Source organism: Armatimonas rosea, assembly GCF_014202505.1.
GTDB lineage: Bacteria > Armatimonadota > Armatimonadia > Armatimonadales > Armatimonadaceae > Armatimonas > Armatimonas rosea.
In genome coordinates, this window is record NZ_JACHGW010000004.1 from 316,047 (window position 1) to 340,000 (window position 23,954).

Genomic DNA, 23,954 nt, shown 5'->3' on the forward strand with positions numbered 1-23,954 from the left:
ACTAGGGTTCGGCAGCAACGAGAGGTTTCCCTGCAAGTGCAGCTACTGGCGATGTAGATGCATTGGCAGCGATAACGCTTTGTACGAGCGGCTCCAGTGCAGAGAGAAGCTCTCTCCAACCGAGCAGCTTCGTGAGATCGAGAATTCCACGTCGCTCCTCAAGGGCACGCAAAATGACCCCCAGCTGTTCTTGGGAGAGCCAGCCGTCTGTAAATGACTGTCGCAATCGCCACGAGGCACTCCCTTCACGCAGTGTCGGATCGAGGGTGCAGAGAATAGCTTCCGCAAGCTGGAGTACGTCGGCAACTTCCTGCTCACTGCACGGCTGGCCCTGTCGATGTTTCAATTGCATCCAGCGCTTCTGAATCTCCTCGATTGTCCAATGAGGCGGCTCAGGATTCTCGAACTTTTCTGACATTACCGCATCGTAGACCACAAGCTGAAGCTGCCATCCTTGTTCGGCATCGATTCTTTTTGCAAGCTCAATAAGCTCACGATCTCGCGAAAATTCGGCATGGGTGCGCAGTGCAACAACAACGCATTTGTCAGGACGTCGGGCAATCAAATCAATACGTGTTGAAGTGGCGATAAATGCAGGAAGCTCTGCGATGGAAGGGCGACACTGCACGGAAAACCCCTCAGCGGCAAGCTCCCGCGCCAGCTCGGCGAGAGTGTCGTCGTAGCTGATTAGTAACACCGATTTCATCAGATTGTCACCATCAAGCCGTACAGGATCGTCTCCCAAAAACACACAATTGTTACCTGTACGGGAATGGAAACCGGCTCCCCCTGCCAAACTTCCCGAGCGGCTGCCTGAACCCGTTCTTGCCACTCTCGAAGTCTCTCCCGATTGTGGCTCTGGTAAGAAACAGGTGGTCCTTCCAAGACAAACTCAACAGGCAATATCTGAAGCAATTTTACCTCAAGCACCAAACCGAGCAAGCAACGCCAGAATCTCGTCCTTGCGTTCGACTTGCTCGGCGAGGGCTACGGGCGTAAGAGTCACGTAGCCCTTTTGGTAAACCTTAGTGGTGTAGGAGACATGGGGGCTGGCTCCCGCATCCAGGAGGATTTCGACGGCCTCGGGACAGTTCCCGCGTACTGCCTCCATCAAGAGCGGTATGGAAAAGGGGTCACCCCGCGCATCGTCCTCATTGGGACTTGCCCCCAGAGACAGCCACAGTCGCATCGCCGCTAGCTTCGCATCGAGGTGGCGCTCCAGTGGTCGCCCTAAGTGAGGCACCACGCACATATTGGGGATCGACTGGTGCAAGAAGTTATTTTTCTCCGCTTGGGTCAACAAGTTCTCCCCGATAAACTCAAGTGAAAACCCCTCCTCCCAGACCTGGCGCTCCGTCCCACTGTAGAGCAAACGCCCATTTAGCCCCAAAAGTCCCTCCAGTTCTCCGAGGATGAGGGTGGAGTCAAGTTGATCGAGGTACGGTTTCGGTGGGACGGGACTTGGAGGAATGGGAGTGGCAAACTCCGCTTCTAGCTCTGCAACCCTTTGAAACAGATACGCCAAGCGCGGCTCACGTTTCTTTTGTCCGGCGAGAAATGCTTCCTCGTCAAAGGGCTTGCCTGTCGCCTCGCCTGTGGCAATCCAGCAGTCTCGTTTTGTCTTCCCCAGCGCGGTGACGATATCCTCGCGCCGGGTTCCGGGGAGGCAGTACGGCAGAAGCGCATCGGGATTCCCCGCCAGGGCAGCCAGCTCTTCGAGTGTTTTGTAGCGAATAGGATCATCAGAGCCGCTGTCGGAGCCCACCCAATAATCGGGTGCGGAATCGAACGTATCGACCAGCAGGCCGTTCTCAAAGAGCTCGTACTGGGCAATGTCACCGTCGTACTCGCTGAGATACAGCACGGGGAGCCGTGTCTGCTCGGCGATGACTCTTGCCTCGCAGCGATAGGGATAGACCGAGACCCAGCCGTTCTGGGGTTCCGCCGAGACCCACGCGATACTGGCGGTCGCCTCTATCGCCCCGCGAACCCACGCGACCTCGGTGGTGCGAACGTGGAAATTATGAAATGTACTCCCCATGCGCCACGCACTCCACGTGCTGTCTCAAAAACGGAAACGCCCCGTGCGGGGCACGGGGCGTTTTTTACGGTTCCTACTCCTACCGATAGAGCGGGCCGTAGGTGGCGCAGGCGCGGTAGTCGGCGGATTGGGGCTCTAGGGCACCGAAGCGGGTCCACGACGAGGGACGGAAGACGCTGGCATCCGACACATTGTGCATGTCCACGGGGATACGGAGCATCGACGCCAGGGTGATGAGATCGGCCCCGATATGCCCACGGGAGATCGCGCCGTGGTTGGCCCCCCAGGCGTTCATCACGGAGTAGACATCCACAAACGGCCCGACTCCGGTCAGGTTCGGGGCAAACCAGGTGGTCGGCCAGGTCGGGTTCGTGCGGGCATCGAGGATGTCGTGGACCGTGTCGGGGAGGGAGACCGTCCAGCCTTCGGCGATCTGGAGCACCGGGCCGAGGCCGCGCACCAGGTTCAGGCGGAACATCGTGCAGGGGATATCGCCCAGGGTCGTGAAGTCCGTGCTCCAGCCCCCGCCGGGGAAGTACTCCACCACCGATGCGCACCACTTAGTTGCGGCCAGCGCCTGCTTGGCCTCGTCGTCCTCGATCTCGTACCAGGGCTTGAGGCCGTGGCCGGTCCAGTCCAGCGCCGCCGGGCCGGAGTTGATGAGGTGCAGCAGCCCGCCTGCCGCCTTGCCCGTGAGCGTGTGCCCGGAGACGCGCTGGACGGCGTCGGGGGACCAGTAGGTGCGCACATCGGCGAAGAGCTGCGCCTCACCCTGGGTTAAGAGATGGCCCCAGAGCATCGACGCGCCGTTCATGGCATCGTTCTCGGTGGCGACGATGTAGGGCTGGCGGATGCCGTTCCAGTCGAAGCTCGTGTTAAGGATCGCTTCATGGAAGTCCCCATTGGGGAAGTGGTCGGTCCACTGGCGCTGGCCCTGGAACCCGCCGACACTGGCATTGTGCCCCCGCGACTCCTCGATATAGCCCAGCTCTGCCAGCTTCGGGTTGCCCACCATGAGGTCGCGGGTGATGAGCGCCAGCTTGATACTGGTCGCCCAGTCCGCGTCCTTCTGCTCGCGGGTGCGCTGCTTGTGGGGCGGGTTGGTGTCCGCGCCCTCAGGGCAGTGGGTCTTCACCCAGGCAAGCGCCCGCTCGAACTCGTCGTGGTCAAAGATCCCCTTGTCGATGCGGCGCACGAACTCGGTCATGTCCACAAACTCAGGGCGCATTCCCAGGAAGCTCTCGAAGAAGTCGCAGTCCACGATCGAGCCCGCGATCCCCATGGAGACACCGCCCATTGCGAGATAGCTGGTGTTCTTCATCGACGCCACCGCGAGGCCCGCCTTGACAAAGCGCAGGATCTTCTCGGAGACATCGGCGGGGATGCTCGTGTCGTCGCTGTCTTGGACTTCGTGGCCGTAGATGCCAAACGCCGGAATCCCCTTCTGCGTGTGCCCTGCCAGCACCGCCGCAAGATAGACCGCGCCGGGCCGCTCGGTGCCATTGAAGCCCCAGACCGCTGTCGGAATGCTCGCATCCAGGCTCATGGTCTCGGCGCCGTAGCACCAGCACGGGGTCACGGTCAGCACGACGCCAACCCCCTCGCGCGCAAACTTCTCACCACACGCCGCCGCCTCCGCCGCCCCCCCGATACACGTGTCGGCGATCACCACCTCAACGGGCAGGCCACACGCGTGCTTGATATTGGCGACAATTAGCTCCGCCGTGCGCTGCGCCATGCCCATGGTCTGGTCTTCCAGGCTCTCACGAACCCCGCCGTAGCGGCCGTCGATGGTGGGACGAATCCCAACTTTGGGAAGGGAACCGTTCAGGCGGTTCACCGGTGCATTCTTCTTCATGGGAGTATTGTACCTATTCGATTCCTCTGAGCGCATCCGCTTCGTCACTGGGAAACCAGGCGTATTTGGGCCAGGGAATGAGTGTCACCGTCTTGGGATTCTCCTCGCCTCCCAGAATCGAAACGAAGGCATCCGCATCGGCTCGAATCTCATCCCAGCTGGTGTCCGTGAAGACATAAAAACACAGATGCTCAATGTCATATCTTAGAACCCACCCGGCTACTCGCACTGCTCGCATCCACCCTCCCTTGCGGCAAGGGAGGGTGCCTCGGAGTGAGGAACGAACGGAGAGACGGGTGGGTTCGAGGCGGGTGGGTTCAGTCCGTGAGCGCTACTTGCGCTCGGAGTCTCGGGTGCCTCCGGCGCGCTCGTACTCGCTGGAGTCGGAGCCGAAGTAGCCCTTGATCCCCGCCCGACCAGCGACCACTTTCTTACGAAGCGTCTTGCGCCTGTCGTTGCGCCGGTTGAGAACGGTGGTGAGCTGGTCGCGGAGGGCGCTTAGCTCGGCCTCGTCGGCGGCAAGCGCGGTATCGTCGGCTTCTAGCTCGGCGAGTGTTAGGTTCTTGACCTTGAGGTCGGGGTTACCGCGCCAGACAGTGATGATGCGCGCGGCATCGTCGCGTAGTTGTTTTGTTTGAAGCTCTTCAGGCATTATTTTGATCCTCTCAAGTGGTTGAGAGAAGCTCTCATCGTCTGGAAACCTGCTCTCTGCGTGTGGAGAGGTTCTCCCCACGGCACTTTTGATCCTCTCAACGAGACTTTACATTCAATCCACACGAAGAAATTTTTTCTCTAAGGCAAAAGAGCTACATTGGAGGGGTGATAAGGGCAAATAGTTTCCGTAGAGCGATCACGAACGCAACGGTAGCGGGAAGCGCCGCAAGGAGCAGGAAGGAGCCCGCACAATCGCGTAGCCACTGCGGGAGCCAGGTCCGGCGTTCTAGGAGGTAGGCAAGAACGGCAGGCAGGGTGAGCCAGCCATAGGTCAACGCACCCCGGAGCGGTGGCAAGCTGTACAGCGCCTTGTGAAAGAGAATCGGCGTGCAAAACGCCATGCTCACCGCAATGAGACAAGCAGAAACAAACAAATCCCCATTGGGAATCCCAATCGCACCAGATCGTCGCATTAACCTTCTCCTGGTATCCTAAACGCACCGACGAAAGGGGTGGTTGCGGTGGGACTCTTGGAACAACTCAAAGCGACACCACGCTGGCAAGACCGGCGGGAGCTGGTTCGCCAAACGGACGATGCAGGGGCGCTCTTGGCCTGGCTTCCCCATGAGAAAGAGGGCTGGGTGCGGGCGGCGCTGGCAACGCGGCTCGGCCAGCTGGGAGGGAGCGTCTCACACAGCGCACTCGCTCGGCTCTCCACCGATGATGCGTCGGGGTTGGTGCAGGTTGCTGCGGCTCAGGCCCTTGCACAGCTCGGAACACCCGAGGCCCAGCAGGAGCTCCAGAAGCTCTTGGAGTGGGCCGACGATCTTCTCGTCAGGCAGGCTGCAGCGCAGAACCAGACCGCCGGCTCATCCGAGCAGAGCGCCGCCATCGAGACCCTCCTTGAGACGCTTCGTCACGAGACCATCGGCCATAAGCGAGCCCTGGCGCTCTACCAGGCGGGGCAACGAGCGGGCGCACAGCTGCTCCCCACTCTGCACGCGCTCTGGCAGACCGAGACGGAGCCCTTGGTACGTCAGGAGCTCATCGGGCTCCTGGCCCGCTTGGGGGGAGATGCAGAGCTGGCCCTCTTTGTCCCTGCACTCCGCCAAGAACCCTCCATGCACGTCCGCATCAGCCTCGTCAAGGCGCTCCTCACCCGGCGTACCGCAGCGACCCAAGAGGTTTTTCTCCAGGCCCTCCCCCAGGAGCCCACGGAGGCGGTTCGCTTCCAGCTTATCCATGCCCTCAACCACTGGAAAGACCGTCGCGTACTACGCGTGCTCTACGAGAGTATCAATGCCTCTCGTTTTCCCGGCACCTACCCCCAGATCCGGCAGATGCTCGACAACTCTCTCCGGACAATCCCGACCGCGGAGCTCGTGGCATGGCTCGACGACGAACCTTGGGTGGGGCTCTGCGAGCTGTTCATCAAGACGCTGTCGGGGCGCGGCACCGAGGGCCGCCAGGTGCTCCTTGACCAGCTTACGACGCAGACACGGCGCGAGCTCTTTCGCTACCTCATCCCCGCCGTGATGACATGGCAAGACGAAGAGGTCAGGGAGCTGCTCTACACTCTCTTTGATCGCGAGGCACGTGCGGACCGGCCTCGCACCCCGCCCGTGCTCGACGACGCCTACAACATTTCTATCGATTATTGGTTTTATCTCGTCCGGGCTCTGGGCACGTTCTATCAGAAGTGGTCTTTCGAGCGGCTCAATGCCCAGCTCACCACGGAGCCCCACGCCGCAATCCGCGACACGCTCTTTGACACTCTCCACCAGCTCCGTACCCCCGAGGCCGTCGCGGCGTGTTTTGCGGCGCTACGGCGAGAAAAAACCCCCTATCTGATCCGCGAGTATGCCCGGAGACTCTTTTTCAAGAGTCCCGATACAGTACTCGAGCTCCTCTGTGAGCGCTGGCTCGATGAGGTTGACGAGGTACTACAGAGAGAGCTCTGGCGTGCACTCCTGACCCTCCCTGCTCCACGGGAGCCCGTTGAGGAGGAGGTAACCGAGGAAATCGATGCGGAGATCGCGGAGATACTACGGGAGCTGCCCCACGAGGAACTCACAGATCTCTAGCGGGGGAGGAGCTGAATCCCCTCGCCGTTCCAGAGGACCGCAAGCGACTCTACGCTCCACGTCTCCCGCCCCACCGACGGATCGCCGATATCGAGTTTGCCGCCGGGAAGAAAGCCAAAGACGACAACCGCGTGGCGCTTGCCCGGAGTCCAGCCCCACTCCGTGACATAGCGGGGATCGTAGCCGCGCTGCCAGCGGTCCAGCCCGACCGAGATCAGCACGGGGCCTGTCTGGGTCGCAGCCCGGAGCTGGGCGAGAGGGGCGTGAGAGAGGACACCAACCCGCCATGGTGTCCCTGCGGCCTTGTGGCGCAGGCCGCGGTACACCCCCAGCAGCGGTGTCCCCGCACGGCGGGTCAGGCAGAGCGCGGCGAGCTCGGTCTCGGTGGCTGGGAGCTGGGCAACCTGGAGCAGAGTCGCTGCACTCGCCGCCGAGCACGAGACCTCCGAGGTCTGGCGCACCACCCCATCTGCCAGAGGGGGCGCAGCGCTGGTCTCGGGCGGTGTCCCCCAGAAGCTCCCGAGGGAGAGCCAGAGCGTGAGCGCCAGCAGGGGGGCGGCAAGGCGCAGGCGCTGTGGCACGCTCCCCGTGAGCCGCGGCCACAGCAGGGTCAGAAAGAGAAGCACCAGCGGGAGCGGCGTGGCCAGCACGAGAAAGACCACGCCGCTCCAAGGCACCCATGCCGCCCAGACGAGCCGGTCGCTCAGAAAGACACTGTGGCCCACGGCAACTAGCAGAGCGAGGGGGGCCAGGAGCGTGGCACGCCGACGAAGCCACGGGGTGCGCCCGAGTCGTAGCGCCGCAAGGCACAGGCCAGCCACCAGTCCCACCGCCAGAGCACTCTCCATTCTTCCTAAAACGCGCTTGGCTAAGATTTCGTTACGGTCTTTACCAACTCTTTGAGGATTGGAGCACGATACAGGTACAATGAGAACTGTGGGACGTAAGACCAGTACGAGTAGTATCAAAGCCTTTGTAATCACGGTTGCCTTTATCTTCTTGTTCACGGTCGCGCTCCTGCTCGATGTTCAGTACCTCTACTTTATGGCGGTCATGGCGGCCCTGATCCAGCCCATTGCCTACGGGCTAGTCGCGCTCTCCCCCGTCCACTACACCGCCCAGCGCCGCCATGTCCCCACCGCAGTCGAAGGCAAGTCGTTCACGGTGACCCTGGAGATTCAGGCGGGCGGGCACTTCCCAGCAACCGCGATGGAGATCGACGAGGTTCTCCCCGCAACCCTACGGCACCTCGAAGCCAGCGCCTCCCGCAAGCCCGAGCAGTGGGATGGGACACAAGGCACACTCACCTACCGGGTCGAGCCGCTCCTACGGGGAATCCACTCTCTGGGCCCTGCCCGTGTCGAGACCACCGACCCTCTGGGGCTGTTCACCTTCTCGGCAGACCTCGCCCAACCCACGGAGATCGTGGTCCACCCCACCCCGATCCCGATGCGCCGTGGTCAGTCCGGCGGCGAGGGACGCTTTGGGATCCGTGAGCGCGATGGCAAGGCGCAGCGGGGAGAGGGCCTGGAGTTCCACGGGGTGCGGGAGTACCACCCAGGTGACTCGCTCCGACGGGTGCACTGGCGGACCTCGGCGCGCACGGGCCGCCTCGCGGTGGTGGAGTTTGAGCGCGCCTTTGAGCAAGACCTAGTCCTTGCGATTGACCTTCAGAGAGACACCCATGTCGGGACGGGCCGGGAGTCTACCCTGGAGTATGCTGTCAAGATCGCCGCGACCCTGGCGGATAGGACGGTCGCACGGGGCGGTGGGGTCGCACTCCACACCCAGCAAGGAAGCACGGTCCTAGCGGCGCGCAGCAACGCCCCTGAGGCGGCGCGCTTCCAGCTCTTCGACCTCCTCGCCCGGCTCCAAGCGACCTCGGAGACGACGCTGGCGGCGCTTCTAAGCAGCAAGACCCTCGCGCCGGGGAGCCGAATCGCGATCCTCACCGCCCAGTTCGACCCCGCGCTCTCCGCCTGGATCTCCAGCCGTCTCGCGCTAGGCGACACGATCGAGGTCTACTATCTCAGCCCCAGCAGCTTTGGAGCCACCAGCGCCCCTCCTCCGGGCTTTCCCTCCCGGCTCCTCAAGATTGTCGAGAAACACCACTCCCCCTGGGAAGAAGGAGGTAAACACCTTGAGCAGCTCCTCCGCGACACACACTAATCCCGCCAAGGCTTCGCTTGCCCTGGTGCTGGTCGCTCTGGTTGCGCAAAACGCCGCGATTGTCGCCCTTGCCCTCCCGCTCATCAGCTCCGGCTATAGCTTTTTCCTCATGGCCCTCAGCGTGATCGGCGCGACACTCGCCCACCGTGCACGCCAGCGGGACGGAGCCGACAAGGCCTTGCTTCCCGGTGCCATCGGGCTGATCGTCTTGTTTTTCGTGGTCCAGTTTATTGTCGCCCGCTTTGGCCGCTCCCTCCCGCTGGAGTTTCTGCTAGCGTCCGGCGACATGAGCATGATCCTGGCCCTCACCTTCACCGCGACAGTGGCAACCTTTTTCTGGCTCACAGATACCGCGATCCTCTTTGCCTGTGTCTGGTCGATCGCCATGATCGGGCTCTCGGCGACCCTCAATATCAATATCCAGACCATCATCAGCTTTGCGATCTACTTGCTCTGTGCGCTCTTTTTGATGATCCACCAGCACACCTTGGCGCAGGCCGGCCCCAAGGGACGAGAGCTGGCGATGCAGGGACGGCTCCTATGGTTCCAGGCACGGACCGCCCTCGTGCTCTGGCTCGCGACCTTCGGGCTGGGCATTGTCGTGGCTGTCCCGCTTCAGATGCTTGGGCGCAATATGTCGCTCTCCAATATCTTAGAGCGGCTCAAGGTCAAGCCCGATCCCCGGCGCACCCAGGCGGGAAAGTTCCGCCTCGCCTTCGACAATCCACGGCAGTTTGTGGTGGGCTTGGGACCGGTCAGCGACGACGACACCTTGCTCTACCATGTTACGGCACCTAAGCCGTCGTACTGGCGCACCCGCACCTTTGCGGTCTGTGTGGGCAATGAGTGGACCCCGTTTGGCAACGACATGGAGGTGCCGCGCATCCTCTCCCCCACACGCAAGAGCGCGGAGCGCAACACCTTTAACCTCAGCGCGGTCTTGGAAGGCGAGCGCAAGAAGACGGAGCGTGTCAAGGCCACGGTCGAGCCCGTGGCGGGCCTGCGCCCGATGATCCATCTCGCGGAGCCACGCGTCGTGCAAACGAACCAGCCCCAGCTCGCGCGGCGCGTGGACGGCACCGTGGGTCTCTCGGGCAACCGGCTGGACTTTGCACCACCGCCCACTCCCTATGAGCTGGAGGCCGATGTCTCCACCGCCACCCCTGAGGACCTGAATAGCGCGTCCACGGACTACCCCACCGCGATCCGAGAGCGCTACCTCGCCGAGCCCGACCCTGGTAAGCTCGATGAGCTAGCGAGCGAGGCACTCGGCAAGGCCAAGAAACCCTACGACCGTGCCGAGGCGATCCGGCGCTTTGTCTCGGACCGCTGTACCTACTCGCTGGAGGCGCGGCCCTGTCCCCCCGGCCGCAACCCCGCGGAGTGGTTCCTCAATGAGTCGAAGGTCGGCTACTGCGATCTCTACGCCACGGCCGTGACCTTGCTCTGCCGCGCCGCAGGGATTCCGGCTCGGATCGTCACGGGCTTCAATGCCGGCGAGATCGACCCCGACCACCCCAATGCCTTCAACCTGCGCGAGCGCAACCGCCACGCCTGGTGTGAGGTGTTCTTCGTGGGCTACGGCTGGGTCCCCTTCGATGCCACCGCCCTCACGACAGAGGCGACCTCGACACCCGTGGCGACCCCGCCCCTGCCCAAGAGCCAGATACGCAAGCTCCCCATCGGCCCCATCGCGCTCGCGGGGATCGCGCTGGTGGGGCTGGTGGGAGTGGGTGCCGCCGAGCTCCTGCGCCGCCGCGGTGTCCTCCCGGAGCGCAAGACCATCTCGCCCGAGACACGCGCCACGCAGCAGCTCCTGGCGGTCTACCGCAAGGCCCTGCGGGAGCTCACCCGAAGCGGTGCCCCCCGCAAGAGCACGATGACAGTCGCTGAGCACCTGGAGCTGGTCCACACCACCCTGGGAGCCGCCATCCACGAGCACTACGAGCCCCTCGCACGCCTGAGTGAGCGGGTGCTCTTTGCCAAGCAGTTCCCCAGTGAGAGCGAGCTCACCGCTGCCGAGAAGGCGCTCCAGGCCCTCCAGGCCGCCTTGAAAGAGAGAAAACACTAGCCCATGGCACGGACACCCGCCAAGCCCAAAGCCCGAGAGAGCGAGCGCCCCGATGGCCCCTCGCGCGTCATCCTGCTCACCGGTCTGGAGGCTGAACGCAAGCAAGCGGAGGCGCTCGAGTACCTCAAGCAGGCCGACCCGGACTTTGCAGACTTCGATGCCGAGACCCTAGACGGCTCCCATGCCAGCGCGGAGCAAGTCCTCGGAGCCGTGGGAACCGTCCCGTTTGGCAATGGCAAGAAGGTCGTGCTGCTCCGCGATACCCAGCAGCTCGATACCGAGGAGCAGAAACGGCTCGCCGCAGGGCTGGACCGCATCCCCCCTCAGGGCCTGCTAGTGCTCCATACCGGCTCCCCCATTATTGAGGACGGCAAGACCAAGCGCGGCTCGGCGGTGAGCACGGAGCTTGCCAACGCGGTGAAAAAGCTGGGCGAGGTGCGCGACTTCGCCCTGCCCAAGGTGGAGGACCTACGGGGGCACCTGATTCAGGAAGCGCGGCGCCTTGGCAAGACCCTGGATAGCGAGGCGCTCGCGCTTCTCTCCCAGCTCCCCGCCGACGATGTACGCCATATTGGGACGGAGCTGGAGAAGGCGGCGCTCCATGCGGGCACCAACGCTAAGATCACCGCTGCGGATGTGGAGGCGACTCTCTCGCGCGGCCCCGACGATGTGATCTTCAAGCTCTGCGATGCGGTGGGGATGCGCAAGCCCAAAGAAGCGCTCCAGCACGTCAACACGCTCTTTCGGGGCAGTAGCCGCCCAGACTCGGTCGCTCCCCGCACGCTGGTGCTCCTGGCGCGCCAGATCCGGCTCGTGATGCAGTTCCGGTTCCTCGGCGAGAAAAAGATGGCGGGCCGCAACGCCCAGCCCGTGAGCCCACAGGTCGCCGCCCTGCTCCCTGCGGATGGTGCTGCGTCGATCTTGGCTAACCCACGGACAGCGTGGATGGCGGACAAGTATATCGGGCAGGCACGCAACTTCACGCTCCCCGAGCTGGAGGAGCGCCTGGAGAAGCTCCTCAATGCGGACCTTGCGCTAAAGGGCTCCCTCCCCGGCGGCGATAACCCACAAGCGGTTCTCCAGCGCCTCGTGATCGAGCTCTGCTAGAAGCGGAGCCGCAGAGCGGGACTGCGCGCCACCAAGAGCCCCAGGAGCCCCCCGACCACGACATCGTGGGGGTAGTGGCGCTTCAAAGTCACCCGGCTGTCGGCGATCAGGCCCGCCCCGAGATACCAGAGCGCGGCCTCCGTGCCAGAGTGCGCACGTGCGGCGGCCATCCCAGCAATCGTGAAGGCGGCACTGGCGTGGCCACTGGGAAAGCTATCGTGGGTTGAGCCATCCGGGCGACGCTCGCGGGTCGAGTACTTAAGCCCGGTCACGACAACCGTGCTGGTCACCAGCGCCCGCACCCCCTCGCGGCGGTCGCTGGCAAGCAGGCCACCCGCCAGAAAAGCGACATTGCCACTCCCCGAGAAAAACCGTGCCGTCGGACGGTCCGGGAGCCCGGTCTGAGCCTGCACGCGAGGGGCGAGAGCCAATGTCAGGGCCGCAATCCCGGCGGCGAGAAAGATTCGCATGGCTCCAGTATCCGGCATCTTGGCAAAATCTACAAAAGGCGGTAGAATCGATCTTGTTCTGGAGTGGTGTCCGAGTTGGTCGAAGGAGCACGATTGGAAATCGTGTAGGCTGTCAAAGGTCTCGTGGGTTCGAATCCCACTCACTCCGTTTCTTTCCTTTCCCCAGGGTTACTTTTAGGAGGGCGTGAGCAACGTTGCGAAAAATCAGCGGAAACGAGTTCCTAGAGACCATTAAACGCTGGCCGCGCTGGAAGCGCTACACCCTGGTTGCCTTTGTCTCCCCCCCCCTCCTGGGTGCTCTGTTTGCGCTCCTGTTCTACGCCAATCTCCACCGTAGCGCCTCGGCGATGACCTCCGAGCCCCTGCCTGCCTTTCCGCCGCTTGTCCCTGCGCAGCGCCTCCTGGTGATCGCCCCCCACTGCGACGATGAGACCCTGGGTGTTGGTGGGGTGATCGCCCAAGCACGGCACGACGGCATCCCCGTCCATGTGGTGTTTCTCACCAATGGCGATGCCTTTCCCGCAGCCTGTGCTCTGGTCACCCGCAACCTCCAGCCCGCGGCTAAAGACTACGTGAAGCTGGGTAATCTTCGGCAAAAAGAAGCACTGGCTGCCCTGAAGCACCTGGGCGTGGGGCCGGAGGATGTCACCTTCCTGGGCTACCCGGACCGTGGTATCCGTGCGCTCTGGGAGGCTAACTGGTCCCCCGAGAAGCCCTACAAGTCCCCGTTTACCCAGAAGGACTCGGTGCGTGGAGAGGCCTACTGTGGGCAGTCGCTGGTCTCAGACCTGACCCAGCTAATCCAGAAGACGCGCCCTACGGATATCTTCGTGACACATCCCGCCGACGACCACCAGGACCATAGCCTGGCCGCCACCTTCACCGAGGCCGCGCTCCAGAAGAGCAAGGTCGAGCGGGTTTTGATGCACTACTACATTGTCCACCGGGGCGACTGGCCCCTCCCCCAAGGCTACTCCCCAAGCCTGCCCCTGGTTCCCCCCGCCGGCTTTACCAGCGCTGACACGCACTGGCGGACCGTCACCCTGAGCCACGATGCCCTCAAGGCCAAGGAGCGCGCCTTAAAAGAGTACGACTCTCAGCTCAAGCTCTGTGACCGCTTTCTCAACTCGTTTCTGCGTACCAGTGAGATCTTTGGGCAGCTCACCCAGGCAGGGATCGACCCTATGCACACCGCAAGTGTCCGCGATGGCCAGGGCGATGATGTTGTCCGTTTTGCTAACCCCTCAACCGATCTCACCCGCCTGGATGCCCAGCTCGTGGGGAAGAATCTCAAGGTCACGCTCAACCTTCGTGGGGCAAGCGCGCCTGGGGTTCGCTACGCTCTGCACCTACGTAGTGAAAAAGGTACCTTTCTGGCACGAACCTTGCGGTCTCCCTATCTATCTCAGCCGGGGTCCAGTCAGCTTGTCTGCTCCATCCCGCTGGCTGAGCTAGAGACGGGGACGCAGCCTCTTGAGGAAGCGCTCTGGATCTCCGCGGAGACAGGAATGACTGCGCGCAATATCGTGGATCAAACAGGGTATCGGTACTTTGCGCTACACCGCCCTTAAATAATCGAGTACGTTAACATTGGAAAATCAAGAGGATATCCCCGCCGTGACTCAAGTGAACTCGTTTGGCTCGTTCCAGGACCGAAGAGCAGCGCTGCGCCTTCGGTTTCAGGGTAAGTTTGTCATGCGTCGTGCCGCAGAGAAAGAGGCCAGCATCCTGGCGCTGATCTGTATGGCGGATATGTTTACTACCCTCTACTGGGTCACGATGGGCTATGCCACGGAGGCAAACCATCTGCTGGCCTGGACCTTCGATATCCACCCCCTGACCTTCGTGGTTGTCAAGTCCGCTTCCTGCATCCCGGCAGTCCTCATGGCACCCGCGCTCGCCAAGCGCAAGAAGAACTTTACCATCTGGCTGCTACGAATTATTATCGCGGTCTATATCCTGACCTACTTCCGCCTCGCTCAGTTCTGATATACTGCCCCCTGTGAGTGAACCGCTCCTAGCCCTGGAGAACCTTGAGGTCTCCTTCCCCGCCGGTCCTGTCGTGCGGGGCGTATCGCTGGAAGTCCGCCGTGGCGAGACCCTTGGAGTTGTCGGGGAGTCGGGCTCTGGCAAGACCATGACCGCCCTCTCCGCGCTCCGCCTGGTGCCAGAGCCGGGCCGCGTCACAGGCGGTCGGATTCTCTTTGAGGGGAAGGATCTCCTCACGGCCTCGGAGCGCGAGCTACGCCAGATTCGGGGCGGACGGATCGCGATGATCTTCCAGGACCCCATGACCAGCCTCAACCCGGTCTTCACGGTCGGGGATCAGATCGCCGAGAGTGTCCAGCTCCACAAGAATGTCAGCAAGGCTGCCGCCAAGGCCGCCGCGGTCGAGGCCCTGCGCCGGGTCCAGATCCCCGATGCCGAGCGCCGCGCCACGCAGTACCCCCACGAGCTCTCCGGCGGCATGCGCCAGCGTGCGATGATCGCCATGGCCCTGGCATCGGAGCCCGATGTACTCCTCGCCGACGAGCCCACGACCGCGCTGGATGTCACGGTGCAGGCACAGATCCTCACCCTCATTCGACAGCTCCAGAAAGAGCTGGGGATGGCGGTTCTCTTTATCACCCACGATCTCGGTGTGGTTGCCCAAGTGTGTGACCAGGTAGCGGTGCTCTACGGCGGGCAGGTGATGGAGCAGGCGGATGTCCAAACCCTCTTTGCCAGCCCACAGCACCCCTATACCCGCGCTCTGATGGAGTCCCTCCCCGAGTTTGCGACGGGAAACCGCCTGAACTTCATTCCTGGCCAGCCCCCCAGCCGCCCCAGTGAGGTCAGTGGCTGCCCCTTTCGCCCGCGCTGCAGACAGGCGGTCGAGCGTTGCCAGGAGCCGCAAGCACCCCTTGTCCTCTCGCCAGGCCACGCGGTGCGCTGCCACCGTGTGGGAGAGGGGGGACGCTGATGCTTACCGTCCGTGACCTCTCCGTGCAGTTTGCCCTAGGTGGCGGGAAGCTCGTCCGCGCGGTCGATGGCGTCTCCTTCTCCGTAGCCAAGGGCGAGACCCTCGGCATTGTCGGGGAGTCGGGCTGTGGCAAGTCCACCACGGGCCGCGCACTGCTCCGGCTCTTGCCGATCACGGGGGGAACCGTCACCTTCGACGGTCAAGATGTCCAGAGCCTGCGTGGGCCGGAGCTGCTTGCCTTTCGCCGTCGGGTGCAGATGGTCTTCCAGGACCCCTATGCCAGCCTCTCGCCGCGGCTGAGTGTGGGCCAGCTCGTGAGCGAGCCGCTGGAGATTCATGGGATCGAAGGCGATAAAAAAGCCCGTGTCGAGGCGCTCTTGAAGTCCGTGGGCCTCCCCGAGGGGATCGCCAGCCGTTACCCCCATGCCTTCTCGGGTGGCCAGCGCCAGCGCATTGGGATCGCGCGCGCCCTCGCGCTCAACCCGGAGCTGATTATCCTCGATGAGCCGGTCTCCGCACTGGATATCTCGGTGCGCGCCCAAGTGGTGAACCTGCTCATGGACCTGCAGCAAGAGCGCGGAATCGCCTATATCTTTATCGGCCACGACCTTGCGCTGATCCGCCATATCGCTCACCGAGTCGCCGTGATGTATCTGGGGCGCATTGTGGAGCTGGGGACCGCCGAGGCGATCTACACCAACCCGCGCCACCCCTACACCCGCTCCCTGCTCGCCTCCGCCCCCCTCCCCGATCCGACCAAGCGCCGTGAGAGCGCCCCCCTCGAAGGCGACCCGCCCTCGCCGCTCAATATCCCCAGTGGCTGTCGTTTCCGCACCCGCTGCCCCTTTGCCCAGCCCCTCTGCGCCGAAAAAGACCCCGCCCTCGACCCAGAAACCGGTGCTGCCTGTCACTTTGCAAGAGAGCTGCCGGTCTGGAGTTCTTGACAGGGTATAACGGCGCAGATACAATGAGCAGATCATTTTTCTTTGGGACTCTTTTTCGTGGCTTAACCACGACAATGTCAATCAACCTGGAGGTTTAGCATAAGTCATCATCGTGATGCCCGCGGTTTCGACCGCAACCGGGACATGGGCCCCCGCGTCAATGAGCGCATCCGCGTTCGAGAGATCCGAGTGGTGGGGGAGGACGGCGAGCAGCTTGGGGTCATGACCCCGCGCGAAGCCCTGGATATCGCCCGCAGCCGAGGGATGGACCTGATTGAGGTCGCCCCGACCGCTGTCCCACCCGTTTGCCGCATCATGGACTACGGCAAGTTCAAGTACGAGCAAGGCAAACGTGAGCGTGAGGCCCGCCAGAAACAGCGTCAGTCGGACATGAAGGGCATTACCATCTCTCCGAAGATGGGCTTCATCGACGATCACGATCTGGATATTAAGATTCGGAACTGTGTCAAGTTCCTCGGCGATGGCGACAAGGTCAAGATTACCTTCCGCTTTCGCTCACGCTGGATGTCACACCCTGAGTTTGCTCAGGAAGCCATGGCAAAGATCGCCAAGACCGCAACCGATGCCGGTGTCGGGCAGGTGGAGCGCCACCCGCTGATCGAAGGCCGCCAGATGATCATGATCCTGGCCCCCTCCAAAGAGGCGATGAAGCGCGCTGCCCAGCGCCTCGAGAGCCGCAACGCCGCCAAGGCACAGGCACACCAAGGCAAGCCCGGCGAGACCGCCGCGACCAAACCCTCCGATGAGGAGGACGAGGACGAGGAGGACGACGATCTCCTGGACGACGAGGACGATGACCTCGACGACGATGAGGACGATGAAGACGAAGACGAGGCAGAGGACGCAACCGACGCTCCTGCCAAGTAGCCAGAGCGCCCCGGAATCTCCGGGGCGTTTTATTTTTTCGGCTTGACGGGCTTGGTCGGCTTCGCAGGCGTGGCCGTGCCCACGGTCACCGCAGTAACCCGCACGTTGGAGAGCGCCCAGCTCTCGTTGTCAAGGCCTTCTAGCCCCGACGCCGAGAACCGAATCAACACCGAGTCGGAGCGGTGGGTGAAGGTAAAGGCCAGCCGGTAGACCGCCTCACGAAACGCCCCCCCCTCGTCGGGAAAGAGCCCCAGGGAGGCACGCTCGCTCGCCCCTGTGTAGCCCTTGTTGTTGCCGAGGGGATAGTCGGCGGGGTAGGCCTGCAAAGGCGCGTCTTTGAGCTCGGTCGTCGGGTTGTAGAAGGTCGTGTGGAGCAGAGTCGGGCCGTTGAGCACCGAAAGATCGAAGACATCCGGGCCATAGCGCGGGGTCCCATTGCCATCCCAGCTCCCCAGGACAAAGAGCTCGAAGGAGAGCCGAAGCGTGTTGTGGGGAGGAAGCCCCCCCACGGCCAGGCGGACTTCCTGGTTGCTAAAGGGTCCCAGAAACGGCCGGTTGCCCTTGGGAGTCTTTCCCACCTCTAGATCTCGCCAGGTCCCCCCAAGCGCGGTCGTGCCCCACTCCCCGCCGAGTGCGGCACGCTCGAAATGACTCTCGTAGGCAAGCTGCTCCTGGCGCACGCTCAGTGCGGCGTTGGGCATTGAAAGCTCGCGCGCACTCAGCTTGGCCTCGACCTCCGCACGGGTGATAAGTGCGCGCTGGAGGAGCTCACGCACCCGGTCACTACCCGTCACGGCGAGTGGTGTCTTACCGTCTTTGCTACGGTGGGTGGGATCTGCGCCACAGGCGAGGAGCCAGAGGACGGTCTCGGTTTGGTTGGCCTCCGCGGCGGTGTGGAGCGGAGAGTAGCCATTGTCACGCTCCGCATCGAGCCGGGCTCCCTTCTCCATCAGAAACTGACAGGTGGTCACATGGCCATTGCGAACGGCTTGGTGCAAAGGAGTCAGCCCCTCGTAGACCTTGGCATTGACATCCGCGCCCGCCGTCACCAGAAGCCGAACCATATCCAAGTGCCCAAAGTAGCTGGCGGACTCGAGCGGAGTCACCCGCCCCTCCGTGCGCTTGGCATCGACCGTCGCCCCTCGTGCGATCAGCTCCTGGGCAATCTCCAGCTGGTTGTGCCAGGCAGCATGATGCAGCGCCGTATTGCCCTTCTCGTCGCGGCTCGCCACCAGTGCACCATCCAGGGCCAAGAGGCGCCGTACCTCGTCCAGCTGTCCGGCGATAACTGCCGCATGAAGCGGGGGAAGCTCCTGTTTATAAAAGCCAAGCCCCAGGAGCCCAAGAGTAAAACTACGACGATCCATGTTTCTGTTATACTGCACCATGCACCTCCAAGGCGAGAACTGGCCCGATTTCCGCGGCCCAAACGGCGATGGCTCTAGCACTGCCCGCGGCCTGCCCACCGAGTGGAGCGAGACAAAGAACGTCCGCTGGAAGACTCCCCTCCCCGATACAGGCTGGTCGTCGCCCGTGGTCTGGGACAACCAAGTCTGGCTTACCGCGGCCACCGACGATGGCAAAGAGCAGTTTGCCCTCTGTCTAGACCGCGCGACCGGCAAGCTCCTTCAAAAGCTGCTGATCTTTCGCAACCCGGCACCACAGGGTTTTCCGCGAGGGAACAACACCTACGCCTCGCCCTCGCCCGTGATCGAGAAGGGCCGAGTCTACGTCCACTTTGGGACCTTTGGCACCGCCTGTATCGACACCAGTCGCTTCACGGTTCTCTGGAGCCGCCGCGACCTAAACTGCCAGCACGGACAAGGCCCTGGCTCGTCCCCGTTCCTGCTGGAGAATAAGCTCATCCTGACCTACGATGGCATGGACATCCAGTATCTAGTCGCTCTAGACACCAAGACAGGCAAGACACTCTGGAAGACCGACCGCAACACGCCATTTGGGGAGATCGACGGCGACCTGAAGAAGGCATTCTCGACCCCCTATCTGCTTCGTCGCAAGGGTAACACGGAGCTGGTGAGCGTGGGGGCACGCGCGTTCTGTGCCTACGCGCCGCAGACGGGGAAGGAGCTCTGGCGCATCCCCCATCCCGGCTTCTCCAATGCCTCCCGGCCGGTCGCGGGTAAGGGTCTCCTCTTCCTCAACACGGGCTTCAACCGCCCTGAGCTCTGGGCTGTGCGCCTCCCCGACGATGGCAGCGGCCCGACCGAGCGTGACGTGCTCTGGCGCTATACCAAGGGCGTCCCCAACCTGAGCTCTCCCCTCCTAATCGACGACCTTCTCTACTTTGTCGCGGATAGTGAGGTCCTGACCTGTCTGGAGGCGACAACGGGCAAGGAGGTCTACAAGGAGCGGATCGGAGGGCGGTTCTATGCGTCCCCGGTCTCTTCCGAAGGACTGATTTATCTCTTTGGGGAGAGTGGCAAGACACGTGTGATCAAGCCGGGACGGGCGCTGACCGTGGTGGCGCAAAACGAGCTGGAGACCGGCCCCCACGCCTCACCGGCGGCCTGTGGGCGGGCGTTCTATGTGCGGACCAGTAGCCACCTCTACTGCCTGGAGCGCCGCTAGTCGGGGACCACGCCGCGCTCACGGAGCAGGGCAGCGGCAACAAAGGCATCCTGCGGGTAGGTGAGCTTGGGGTTGGGAAGTGTGCTCTCCATGAGATGCACGGTCCGCCCGATCCGCCGTAGCAGGCTGGCATCGTCGGTAGCGACAAACCCCTCGGAGCGTGCCGCAAGGTGGGCCCGCCGGAGGAGCTCGGTCTGGAAGCCTTGTGGGGTCTCTACTGCAACCAGGGCGCTACGGTCCACGAGCTCGCCGCTCCGGCGCATGAGCGTGTCGGTGACGGGCCGAACGAGGGTCATGGCCTGGTGGATCCGGGTGAGCCCCGCCGCCTCGGTGAGCAGAGCGGGGGTGATACAGCAGCGGGCCGCATCATGGATCAGGACAAACTCCGTCCCGACCGCATCCAGGCCGCGCCGAACACTCTCTTGGCGCGTACTGCCCCCGAGCACGACCGCTTGGAGCTTCCCTCCCCCGTACTGATCGCCCAGCGCCCAAAGCACATCGGTATCGCTCTCGGAGCCCACCAAGACAATCCGCCCGATCTCGTCGCACTGGGCAAACGCCTCCAGGGTCCAGCCGAGAATGGGGCGTCCCAAGAGCTCGCTCAGAACTTTGTTTTGCTCACTGCCAAAGCGCTCCCCTCTTCCCGCCGCGGGGATCAGGGCCGTGAGAGGAGGCTGTTTGCGCATGGCTCTGAAGTCCTCACAACGCCTCTACGAGCGGTGTGTTCGAGTCGGAGTGCGCGGCCCGCGGGTGTACGAGCGCACGTTGCGGTCGAAGTCCGAGCTCGCGTCTTCGTCCTTGATGTGCGCGAAGATCATCTTGCCCGCAGTGGTCTGTAACAGCGACGACACCACGACCTCGACGGTCTCGCCGACCACGCGCCGACCGCCCTCGATCACGATCATTGTGCCATCGTCGAGGTAGCCGATTCCCTGGTTCTGCTCACGGCCCTCACGAACCACCGCGACTCGCATCTCCTCACCGGGTAGGACAACGGGCTTGAGCGCATTGGCCAGCTCGTTGATGTTCATCACCGGAACCCCTTGGAGCTCCGCGACTTTATTGAGGTTGAAGTCGTTGGTGATGAGCGAGCCATTGAGCACCTTGGCGAGCTTGACGAGCCGAGAGTCCACTTCTTCCTTCTCAGGAACCAGGCGGTCGTAGGTACGTACCACCAGCGTGAGCTCTTTTTGCATCTGGTTGAGGATGTCCAGCCCACGGCGGCCGCGTGCCCGCTTGAGGCCATCGGCGGAGTCGGCGATATGCTGAAGCTCATCGAGGACAAAGCCGGGAATGTACATCGTCCCTTCGACAAACCCCGCCCGCGCGATATCGGCCACCCGACCGTCGATGATGACATTGGTGTCGAGGATCTTAAAGGCCGCCGCAGTCGGGATGGCATCGTCCTCCTCTTCCTTGGCCGGCTGGGGCATGTAGAAGTGGAGCTCCTCTTTCATCGAGAAGGCCGCCGCGGTCGTGAGGTAGCTGATGATCACCCCCGCCAGCAGCACGATCGCGACCGCCACCAGCGGATTCTTCACCGCGCTGAAGATCACCACGGAGATCGCTGCGGAGATGAAGATCCCGATGCTGAGGCCGGCACCAATGGCGATCTTATCCCGCGCCGACATCTTACGAACCTGGTCTCCCAGGCTCTCGATCTTGCGAAAGACAAACCGCCCCAGGGCAAACCCAAAGACGATGCTGGAGAGCCCAAAGACCAGCCAGTAGACCCAGCGCTGGCCCTCGGACAATAGCTTCTTCTCTAGGAGGAAGTCGAAGACGATATTGGACGCATACAACCCCACCCCAACCGCAAGACCAACGAGGAGGGCCGTAAAAACCAGACGCCAAATCTTATTGTTCATGTGTGTGACTCCTCTATACTAGACTCTATGTACTAAACTCTGCGTCGATTTGGCCCTAACCGTTGCCGCCCTTAGCCAAGCGGATTCTTGCCTGAGCGCGGCGCATGCTTGCCATGAGCTCGTTTCGGTCGATATTCTCTGAGGAGTTCATCAGCTCACGAGCACGTACCAGTGCTGCCTCGGCGCGATTCACATCGATCTCGTCATCGAACTCTGCCGTGCTGGCCAAGACGGAGACCTTGGTCTTGGAGACATCCAGAAACCCACCCGCAACAACGAGCTGACGTGTGGTACCATCGGCTAGGCGCACGACGCACTCCCCGACTCCCAGCTCAGCCAAAAGCGGCGCGTGTCCTGCCAGAATTCCCAGGCTTCCCTCAACAGAGGGGACCTGCAAAGACGAGACCTCCCCCGAGAGCACGGTTTTCTCAGGGGTGACAATATCCAACATAAAGTTCGCAGCCAAGTTTTCTAACCTCTAACTCTCTTCGTGAGAGCGTACTTGATGGTCATTGTACCATTCCTGAATCACCGGAGAAACGATATCCGGCATGATTCTTGCCCATTCTTGTCCTGAAGATGTCTTTCGTGCAAACAATGCTTCCTCACCCAAGGGTCGGATTTGTGTTCTCAACAGAAGTTGGGCTCAAGACACAGTACCAAAACTGGCGGGAGAGCCTCACCCGGCTTGCTCCTCCCCTCACCCCTGAGTGGATTGTCATTGACTGGTACCGTGAAGATGGGCTCCTCGAGCGTCTCCCCTTTCTTCCGAGTGGGCTCAAGGCACGCCTACGCTCCCAGCTCACGCTCAGCGCCGGGCTCCGCCACCAGCACTTCGACGGCCTGTTAATCGGTGCCCCTGCGGTCACGTACAACCACCGCAGCCTGCTCGCACGCCAGCCCTACTTTGTTGCGATCGACTGCACTCCCTCCCAGCTCACGGGCATGGGAGACTTCTATAACAAGCACCAAAGCCGCATTGGAGCCTATGAGCGCTGGAAGGAGCAGGCCCGCTGCGACTTCTACCAAAAAGCACGTCTTCTCTTTCCCTGGTCCCACTGGGCCGCCCAGAGCATGATCGAGGACTACGGCGCGGATGCGTCGCGGGTGGAGGTCGTGCCACCCGGAGTTGATCTGAATCGCTGGGCCATGCCGGAGCGCACCCTCGACGGTGCGCTGCATATCCTCTTTGTGGGTGGAGACTTTGTCCGTAAAGGCGGCGATCTCCTCCTCGACTGGGCCCACAAGACACGCAAGAAGAACTGGCACCTCCATCTGGTCACACGCGACCAGGTTCCCACCCAGCATCCCAACGTGCATGTCTACAACCACCTCAGCCCCAACGATCCCGCCCTGGTCGCGCTCTACCAGAAGGCCCACCTGTTTGTGCTCCCCACCCGTGCCGACTGCTACTCGCTGGCAGGAATCGAGGCGATGGCAGCGGGGCTTCCCGTGCTTCTGGGCAATGTCGGAGGGATCGGCGATATTGTCCGGGATGGTGAGACCGGCTATCTCCTCCCGCCCAACGACAGCGATGCCCTGATCGAGCGGATGGAGTTTCTGATGAGTGCCCCTGCGCACGTGCAGACCATGGGCACGGCCGCACGCCGCGATGCCGAGCAGCGCTTCGACTGCGAAAAAAACGTCGGAACGATCCTCGGGCGTATCGACAGCGCGCTTAGAGCACTTTAACGAGCTCGACTTCGAGCGTACCCAGGCGGCGCTTCCCGCCCACCTTCATTCCCTTGACCCCCGCCTCCAGAGCAGAATCGACCTCGCTCGCCCCGATCATGAACATCTCCGGCGCATCGGCGGGCTTGCCGGCACCGTAGCGGACCTGCACGGTCTGGCCCAGCTTTGCCTCGGCCCCGGTGCCCACGACGAGTTCCGTGGGCGCTCCCGCGTCCAGGGTTGCGGTCGGGGTGGGCGACGGAGTTGGTGCGGGTGAGGGAGGGACAGGGGAGGCGGCCGTTGCCTCCGGGGCCGGACTCGCGCTCGGCGCAACCGGCGGCTCAAAGACCGAGACAGGCCGGCTCCCCGGGGGCTCAGGGAGCCAGCGGTTGAGAACAGGGTAGCGCGTCACCGCCTGGCTACGTCCCCAAGCCAGCCCGCGATTCAGATGATTGGGAGCCCACTTCCGTGCGAGCCAGAGCAGGCCCACGAGCAAGAGAATCAGGACAATCAGGCAGCCACAACAGCCACCACCGCCGCGCTTTTTCCGTCCTGGAGTCTTCGTGCTCGTGGGCATA

At 62.6% G+C, this 23,954-nt stretch carries 23 protein-coding genes and 1 tRNA gene; 12 read left to right on the plus strand and 12 right to left on the minus strand.

The features are described 5' to 3' along the window. Window position 1: 1 nt before the first annotated feature. The 5 genes from HNQ39_RS20945 to HNQ39_RS20965 form a co-directional block, all read right to left on the minus strand. Window positions 2-745, minus strand: coding sequence for a hypothetical protein (locus HNQ39_RS20945; RefSeq protein WP_184201410.1), 744 nt, complete (start codon window positions 743-745; stop codon window positions 2-4). A gap of 177 nt (window positions 746-922) precedes the next feature. Continuing rightward, on the minus strand, window positions 923-2,041 hold the full coding sequence (locus HNQ39_RS20950) for an ankyrin repeat domain-containing protein (protein WP_184201413.1): 1,119 nt from the start codon (window positions 2,039-2,041) through the stop codon (window positions 923-925). 79 nt (window positions 2,042-2,120) lie between these two features. Next, on the minus strand, window positions 2,121-3,899 hold the full coding sequence (locus HNQ39_RS20955; RefSeq protein ID WP_184201416.1) for an L-fucose isomerase: 1,779 nt from the start codon (window positions 3,897-3,899) through the stop codon (window positions 2,121-2,123). A 331-nt stretch (window positions 3,900-4,230) separates the two neighbouring features. Then, the gene (locus HNQ39_RS20960) at window positions 4,231-4,551 is read right to left on the minus strand and encodes a hypothetical protein (RefSeq protein ID WP_184201419.1); all 321 of its coding nucleotides are present in this window, start codon (window positions 4,549-4,551) and stop codon (window positions 4,231-4,233) included. Window positions 4,552-4,705: 154 nt separating this feature from the next. After that, window positions 4,706-5,026 (minus strand): hypothetical protein, encoded by a 321-nt coding sequence (locus HNQ39_RS20965; protein WP_184201422.1) that lies wholly within the window; start codon window positions 5,024-5,026, stop codon window positions 4,706-4,708. Window positions 5,027-5,083: 57 nt separating this feature from the next. Between HNQ39_RS20965 and HNQ39_RS20970 the strand changes: the two genes are divergently transcribed. Next, a complete protein-coding gene (locus tag HNQ39_RS20970; RefSeq protein WP_184201426.1) occupies window positions 5,084-6,637 on the plus strand; it encodes a HEAT repeat domain-containing protein in 1,554 nt (517 codons plus the stop codon). Here the strand turns inward: HNQ39_RS20970 and HNQ39_RS20975 are convergent. Further along, on the minus strand, window positions 6,634-7,485 hold the full coding sequence (locus HNQ39_RS20975; RefSeq protein ID WP_184201429.1) for a cysteine peptidase family C39 domain-containing protein: 852 nt from the start codon (window positions 7,483-7,485) through the stop codon (window positions 6,634-6,636). The genes HNQ39_RS20970 and HNQ39_RS20975 overlap by 4 nt on opposite strands. Before the next feature lie 88 nt (window positions 7,486-7,573). On the opposite strand from HNQ39_RS20975, the gene HNQ39_RS30670 reads away from it, so the two are divergent. The 3 genes from HNQ39_RS30670 to holA are packed head-to-tail and all read left to right on the plus strand — an operon-like array spanning window position 7,574 to window position 11,984. After that, window positions 7,574-8,806, plus strand: coding sequence for a DUF58 domain-containing protein (locus HNQ39_RS30670; RefSeq protein WP_184201432.1), 1,233 nt, complete (start codon window positions 7,574-7,576; stop codon window positions 8,804-8,806). Then, entirely contained in the window at window positions 8,778-10,877 is a 2,100-nt protein-coding gene (locus tag HNQ39_RS20985) for a transglutaminase TgpA family protein (protein WP_184201435.1), read from the plus strand. Before HNQ39_RS30670 ends, HNQ39_RS20985 begins: the two co-directional genes overlap by 29 nt. Before the next feature lie 3 nt (window positions 10,878-10,880). Next, window positions 10,881-11,984 carry a DNA polymerase III subunit delta gene (gene holA, locus HNQ39_RS20990; RefSeq protein WP_184201437.1) on the plus strand — a complete coding sequence of 368 codons (1,104 nt, stop codon included), beginning with the start codon at window positions 10,881-10,883 and terminating at the stop codon, window positions 11,982-11,984. Here holA and HNQ39_RS20995 read toward each other — a convergent pair. Next, complete coding sequence (locus tag HNQ39_RS20995) at window positions 11,981-12,454, minus strand: phosphatase PAP2 family protein (RefSeq protein ID WP_184201440.1); 474 nt, start codon at window positions 12,452-12,454, stop codon at window positions 11,981-11,983. The genes holA and HNQ39_RS20995 overlap by 4 nt on opposite strands. A gap of 60 nt (window positions 12,455-12,514) precedes the next feature. On the opposite strand from HNQ39_RS20995, the gene HNQ39_RS21000 reads away from it, so the two are divergent. The 6 genes from HNQ39_RS21000 (at window position 12,515) to infC (ending at window position 17,248) form a co-directional block, all read left to right on the plus strand. Continuing rightward, window positions 12,515-12,602: transfer RNA gene (locus HNQ39_RS21000), tRNA-Ser, on the plus strand. Between the two features lie 46 nt (window positions 12,603-12,648). Further along, window positions 12,649-14,025 carry a PIG-L deacetylase family protein gene (locus HNQ39_RS21005; protein ID WP_184201442.1) on the plus strand — a complete coding sequence of 459 codons (1,377 nt, stop codon included), beginning with the start codon at window positions 12,649-12,651 and terminating at the stop codon, window positions 14,023-14,025. A 19-nt stretch (window positions 14,026-14,044) separates the two neighbouring features. Next, window positions 14,045-14,443 carry a DUF5658 family protein gene (locus HNQ39_RS21010; protein WP_184201445.1) on the plus strand — a complete coding sequence of 133 codons (399 nt, stop codon included), beginning with the start codon at window positions 14,045-14,047 and terminating at the stop codon, window positions 14,441-14,443. A 4-nt stretch (window positions 14,444-14,447) separates the two neighbouring features. Then, a complete protein-coding gene (locus tag HNQ39_RS21015; RefSeq protein ID WP_425503595.1) occupies window positions 14,448-15,416 on the plus strand; it encodes an ABC transporter ATP-binding protein in 969 nt (322 codons plus the stop codon). Further along, window positions 15,416-16,360, plus strand: a complete 945-nt coding sequence (locus tag HNQ39_RS21020; protein WP_184201448.1) for an ABC transporter ATP-binding protein — start codon at window positions 15,416-15,418, stop codon at window positions 16,358-16,360. Before HNQ39_RS21015 ends, HNQ39_RS21020 begins: the two co-directional genes overlap by 1 nt. Before the next feature lie 144 nt (window positions 16,361-16,504). Further along, window positions 16,505-17,248: a translation initiation factor IF-3 gene (gene infC / locus HNQ39_RS21025; protein WP_184201451.1), complete on the plus strand. Its 744-nt coding sequence runs from the start codon at window positions 16,505-16,507 to the stop codon at window positions 17,246-17,248. A gap of 29 nt (window positions 17,249-17,277) precedes the next feature. Here infC and HNQ39_RS21030 read toward each other — a convergent pair whose 3' ends face one another. Then, complete coding sequence (locus tag HNQ39_RS21030; RefSeq protein WP_184201454.1) at window positions 17,278-18,615, minus strand: ankyrin repeat domain-containing protein; 1,338 nt, start codon at window positions 18,613-18,615, stop codon at window positions 17,278-17,280. 19 nt (window positions 18,616-18,634) lie between these two features. Here HNQ39_RS21030 and HNQ39_RS21035 point away from each other — a divergent pair, with 19 nt between their 5' ends. Then, the gene (locus HNQ39_RS21035; RefSeq protein ID WP_184201457.1) at window positions 18,635-19,837 is read left to right on the plus strand and encodes an outer membrane protein assembly factor BamB family protein; all 1,203 of its coding nucleotides are present in this window, start codon (window positions 18,635-18,637) and stop codon (window positions 19,835-19,837) included. Here the strand turns inward: HNQ39_RS21035 and ispD are convergent. The 3 genes from ispD to atpC are packed head-to-tail and all read right to left on the minus strand — an operon-like array spanning window position 19,834 to window position 22,156. Further along, complete coding sequence (gene ispD / locus HNQ39_RS21040) at window positions 19,834-20,523, minus strand: 2-C-methyl-D-erythritol 4-phosphate cytidylyltransferase (protein WP_184201460.1); 690 nt, start codon at window positions 20,521-20,523, stop codon at window positions 19,834-19,836. The two genes, HNQ39_RS21035 and ispD, sit on opposite strands and share 4 nt — an antisense overlap. 24 nt (window positions 20,524-20,547) lie before the next feature. Continuing rightward, window positions 20,548-21,705, minus strand: coding sequence for a PIN/TRAM domain-containing protein (locus HNQ39_RS21045; RefSeq protein WP_184201463.1), 1,158 nt, complete (start codon window positions 21,703-21,705; stop codon window positions 20,548-20,550). Window positions 21,706-21,760: 55 nt separating this feature from the next. Beyond that, window positions 21,761-22,156: an ATP synthase F1 subunit epsilon gene (gene atpC / locus HNQ39_RS21050; protein ID WP_184201467.1), complete on the minus strand. Its 396-nt coding sequence runs from the start codon at window positions 22,154-22,156 to the stop codon at window positions 21,761-21,763. 173 nt (window positions 22,157-22,329) lie between these two features. Between atpC and HNQ39_RS21055 the strand changes: the two genes are divergently transcribed. Then, a complete protein-coding gene (locus tag HNQ39_RS21055; RefSeq protein WP_184201470.1) occupies window positions 22,330-23,397 on the plus strand; it encodes a glycosyltransferase in 1,068 nt (355 codons plus the stop codon). On the opposite strand, the gene HNQ39_RS21060 is transcribed toward HNQ39_RS21055, so the two are convergent. After that, complete coding sequence (locus HNQ39_RS21060) at window positions 23,384-23,953, minus strand: FKBP-type peptidyl-prolyl cis-trans isomerase (RefSeq protein WP_184201473.1); 570 nt, start codon at window positions 23,951-23,953, stop codon at window positions 23,384-23,386. The genes HNQ39_RS21055 and HNQ39_RS21060 overlap by 14 nt on opposite strands. Between the last annotated feature and the right edge of the window lies 1 nt (window position 23,954).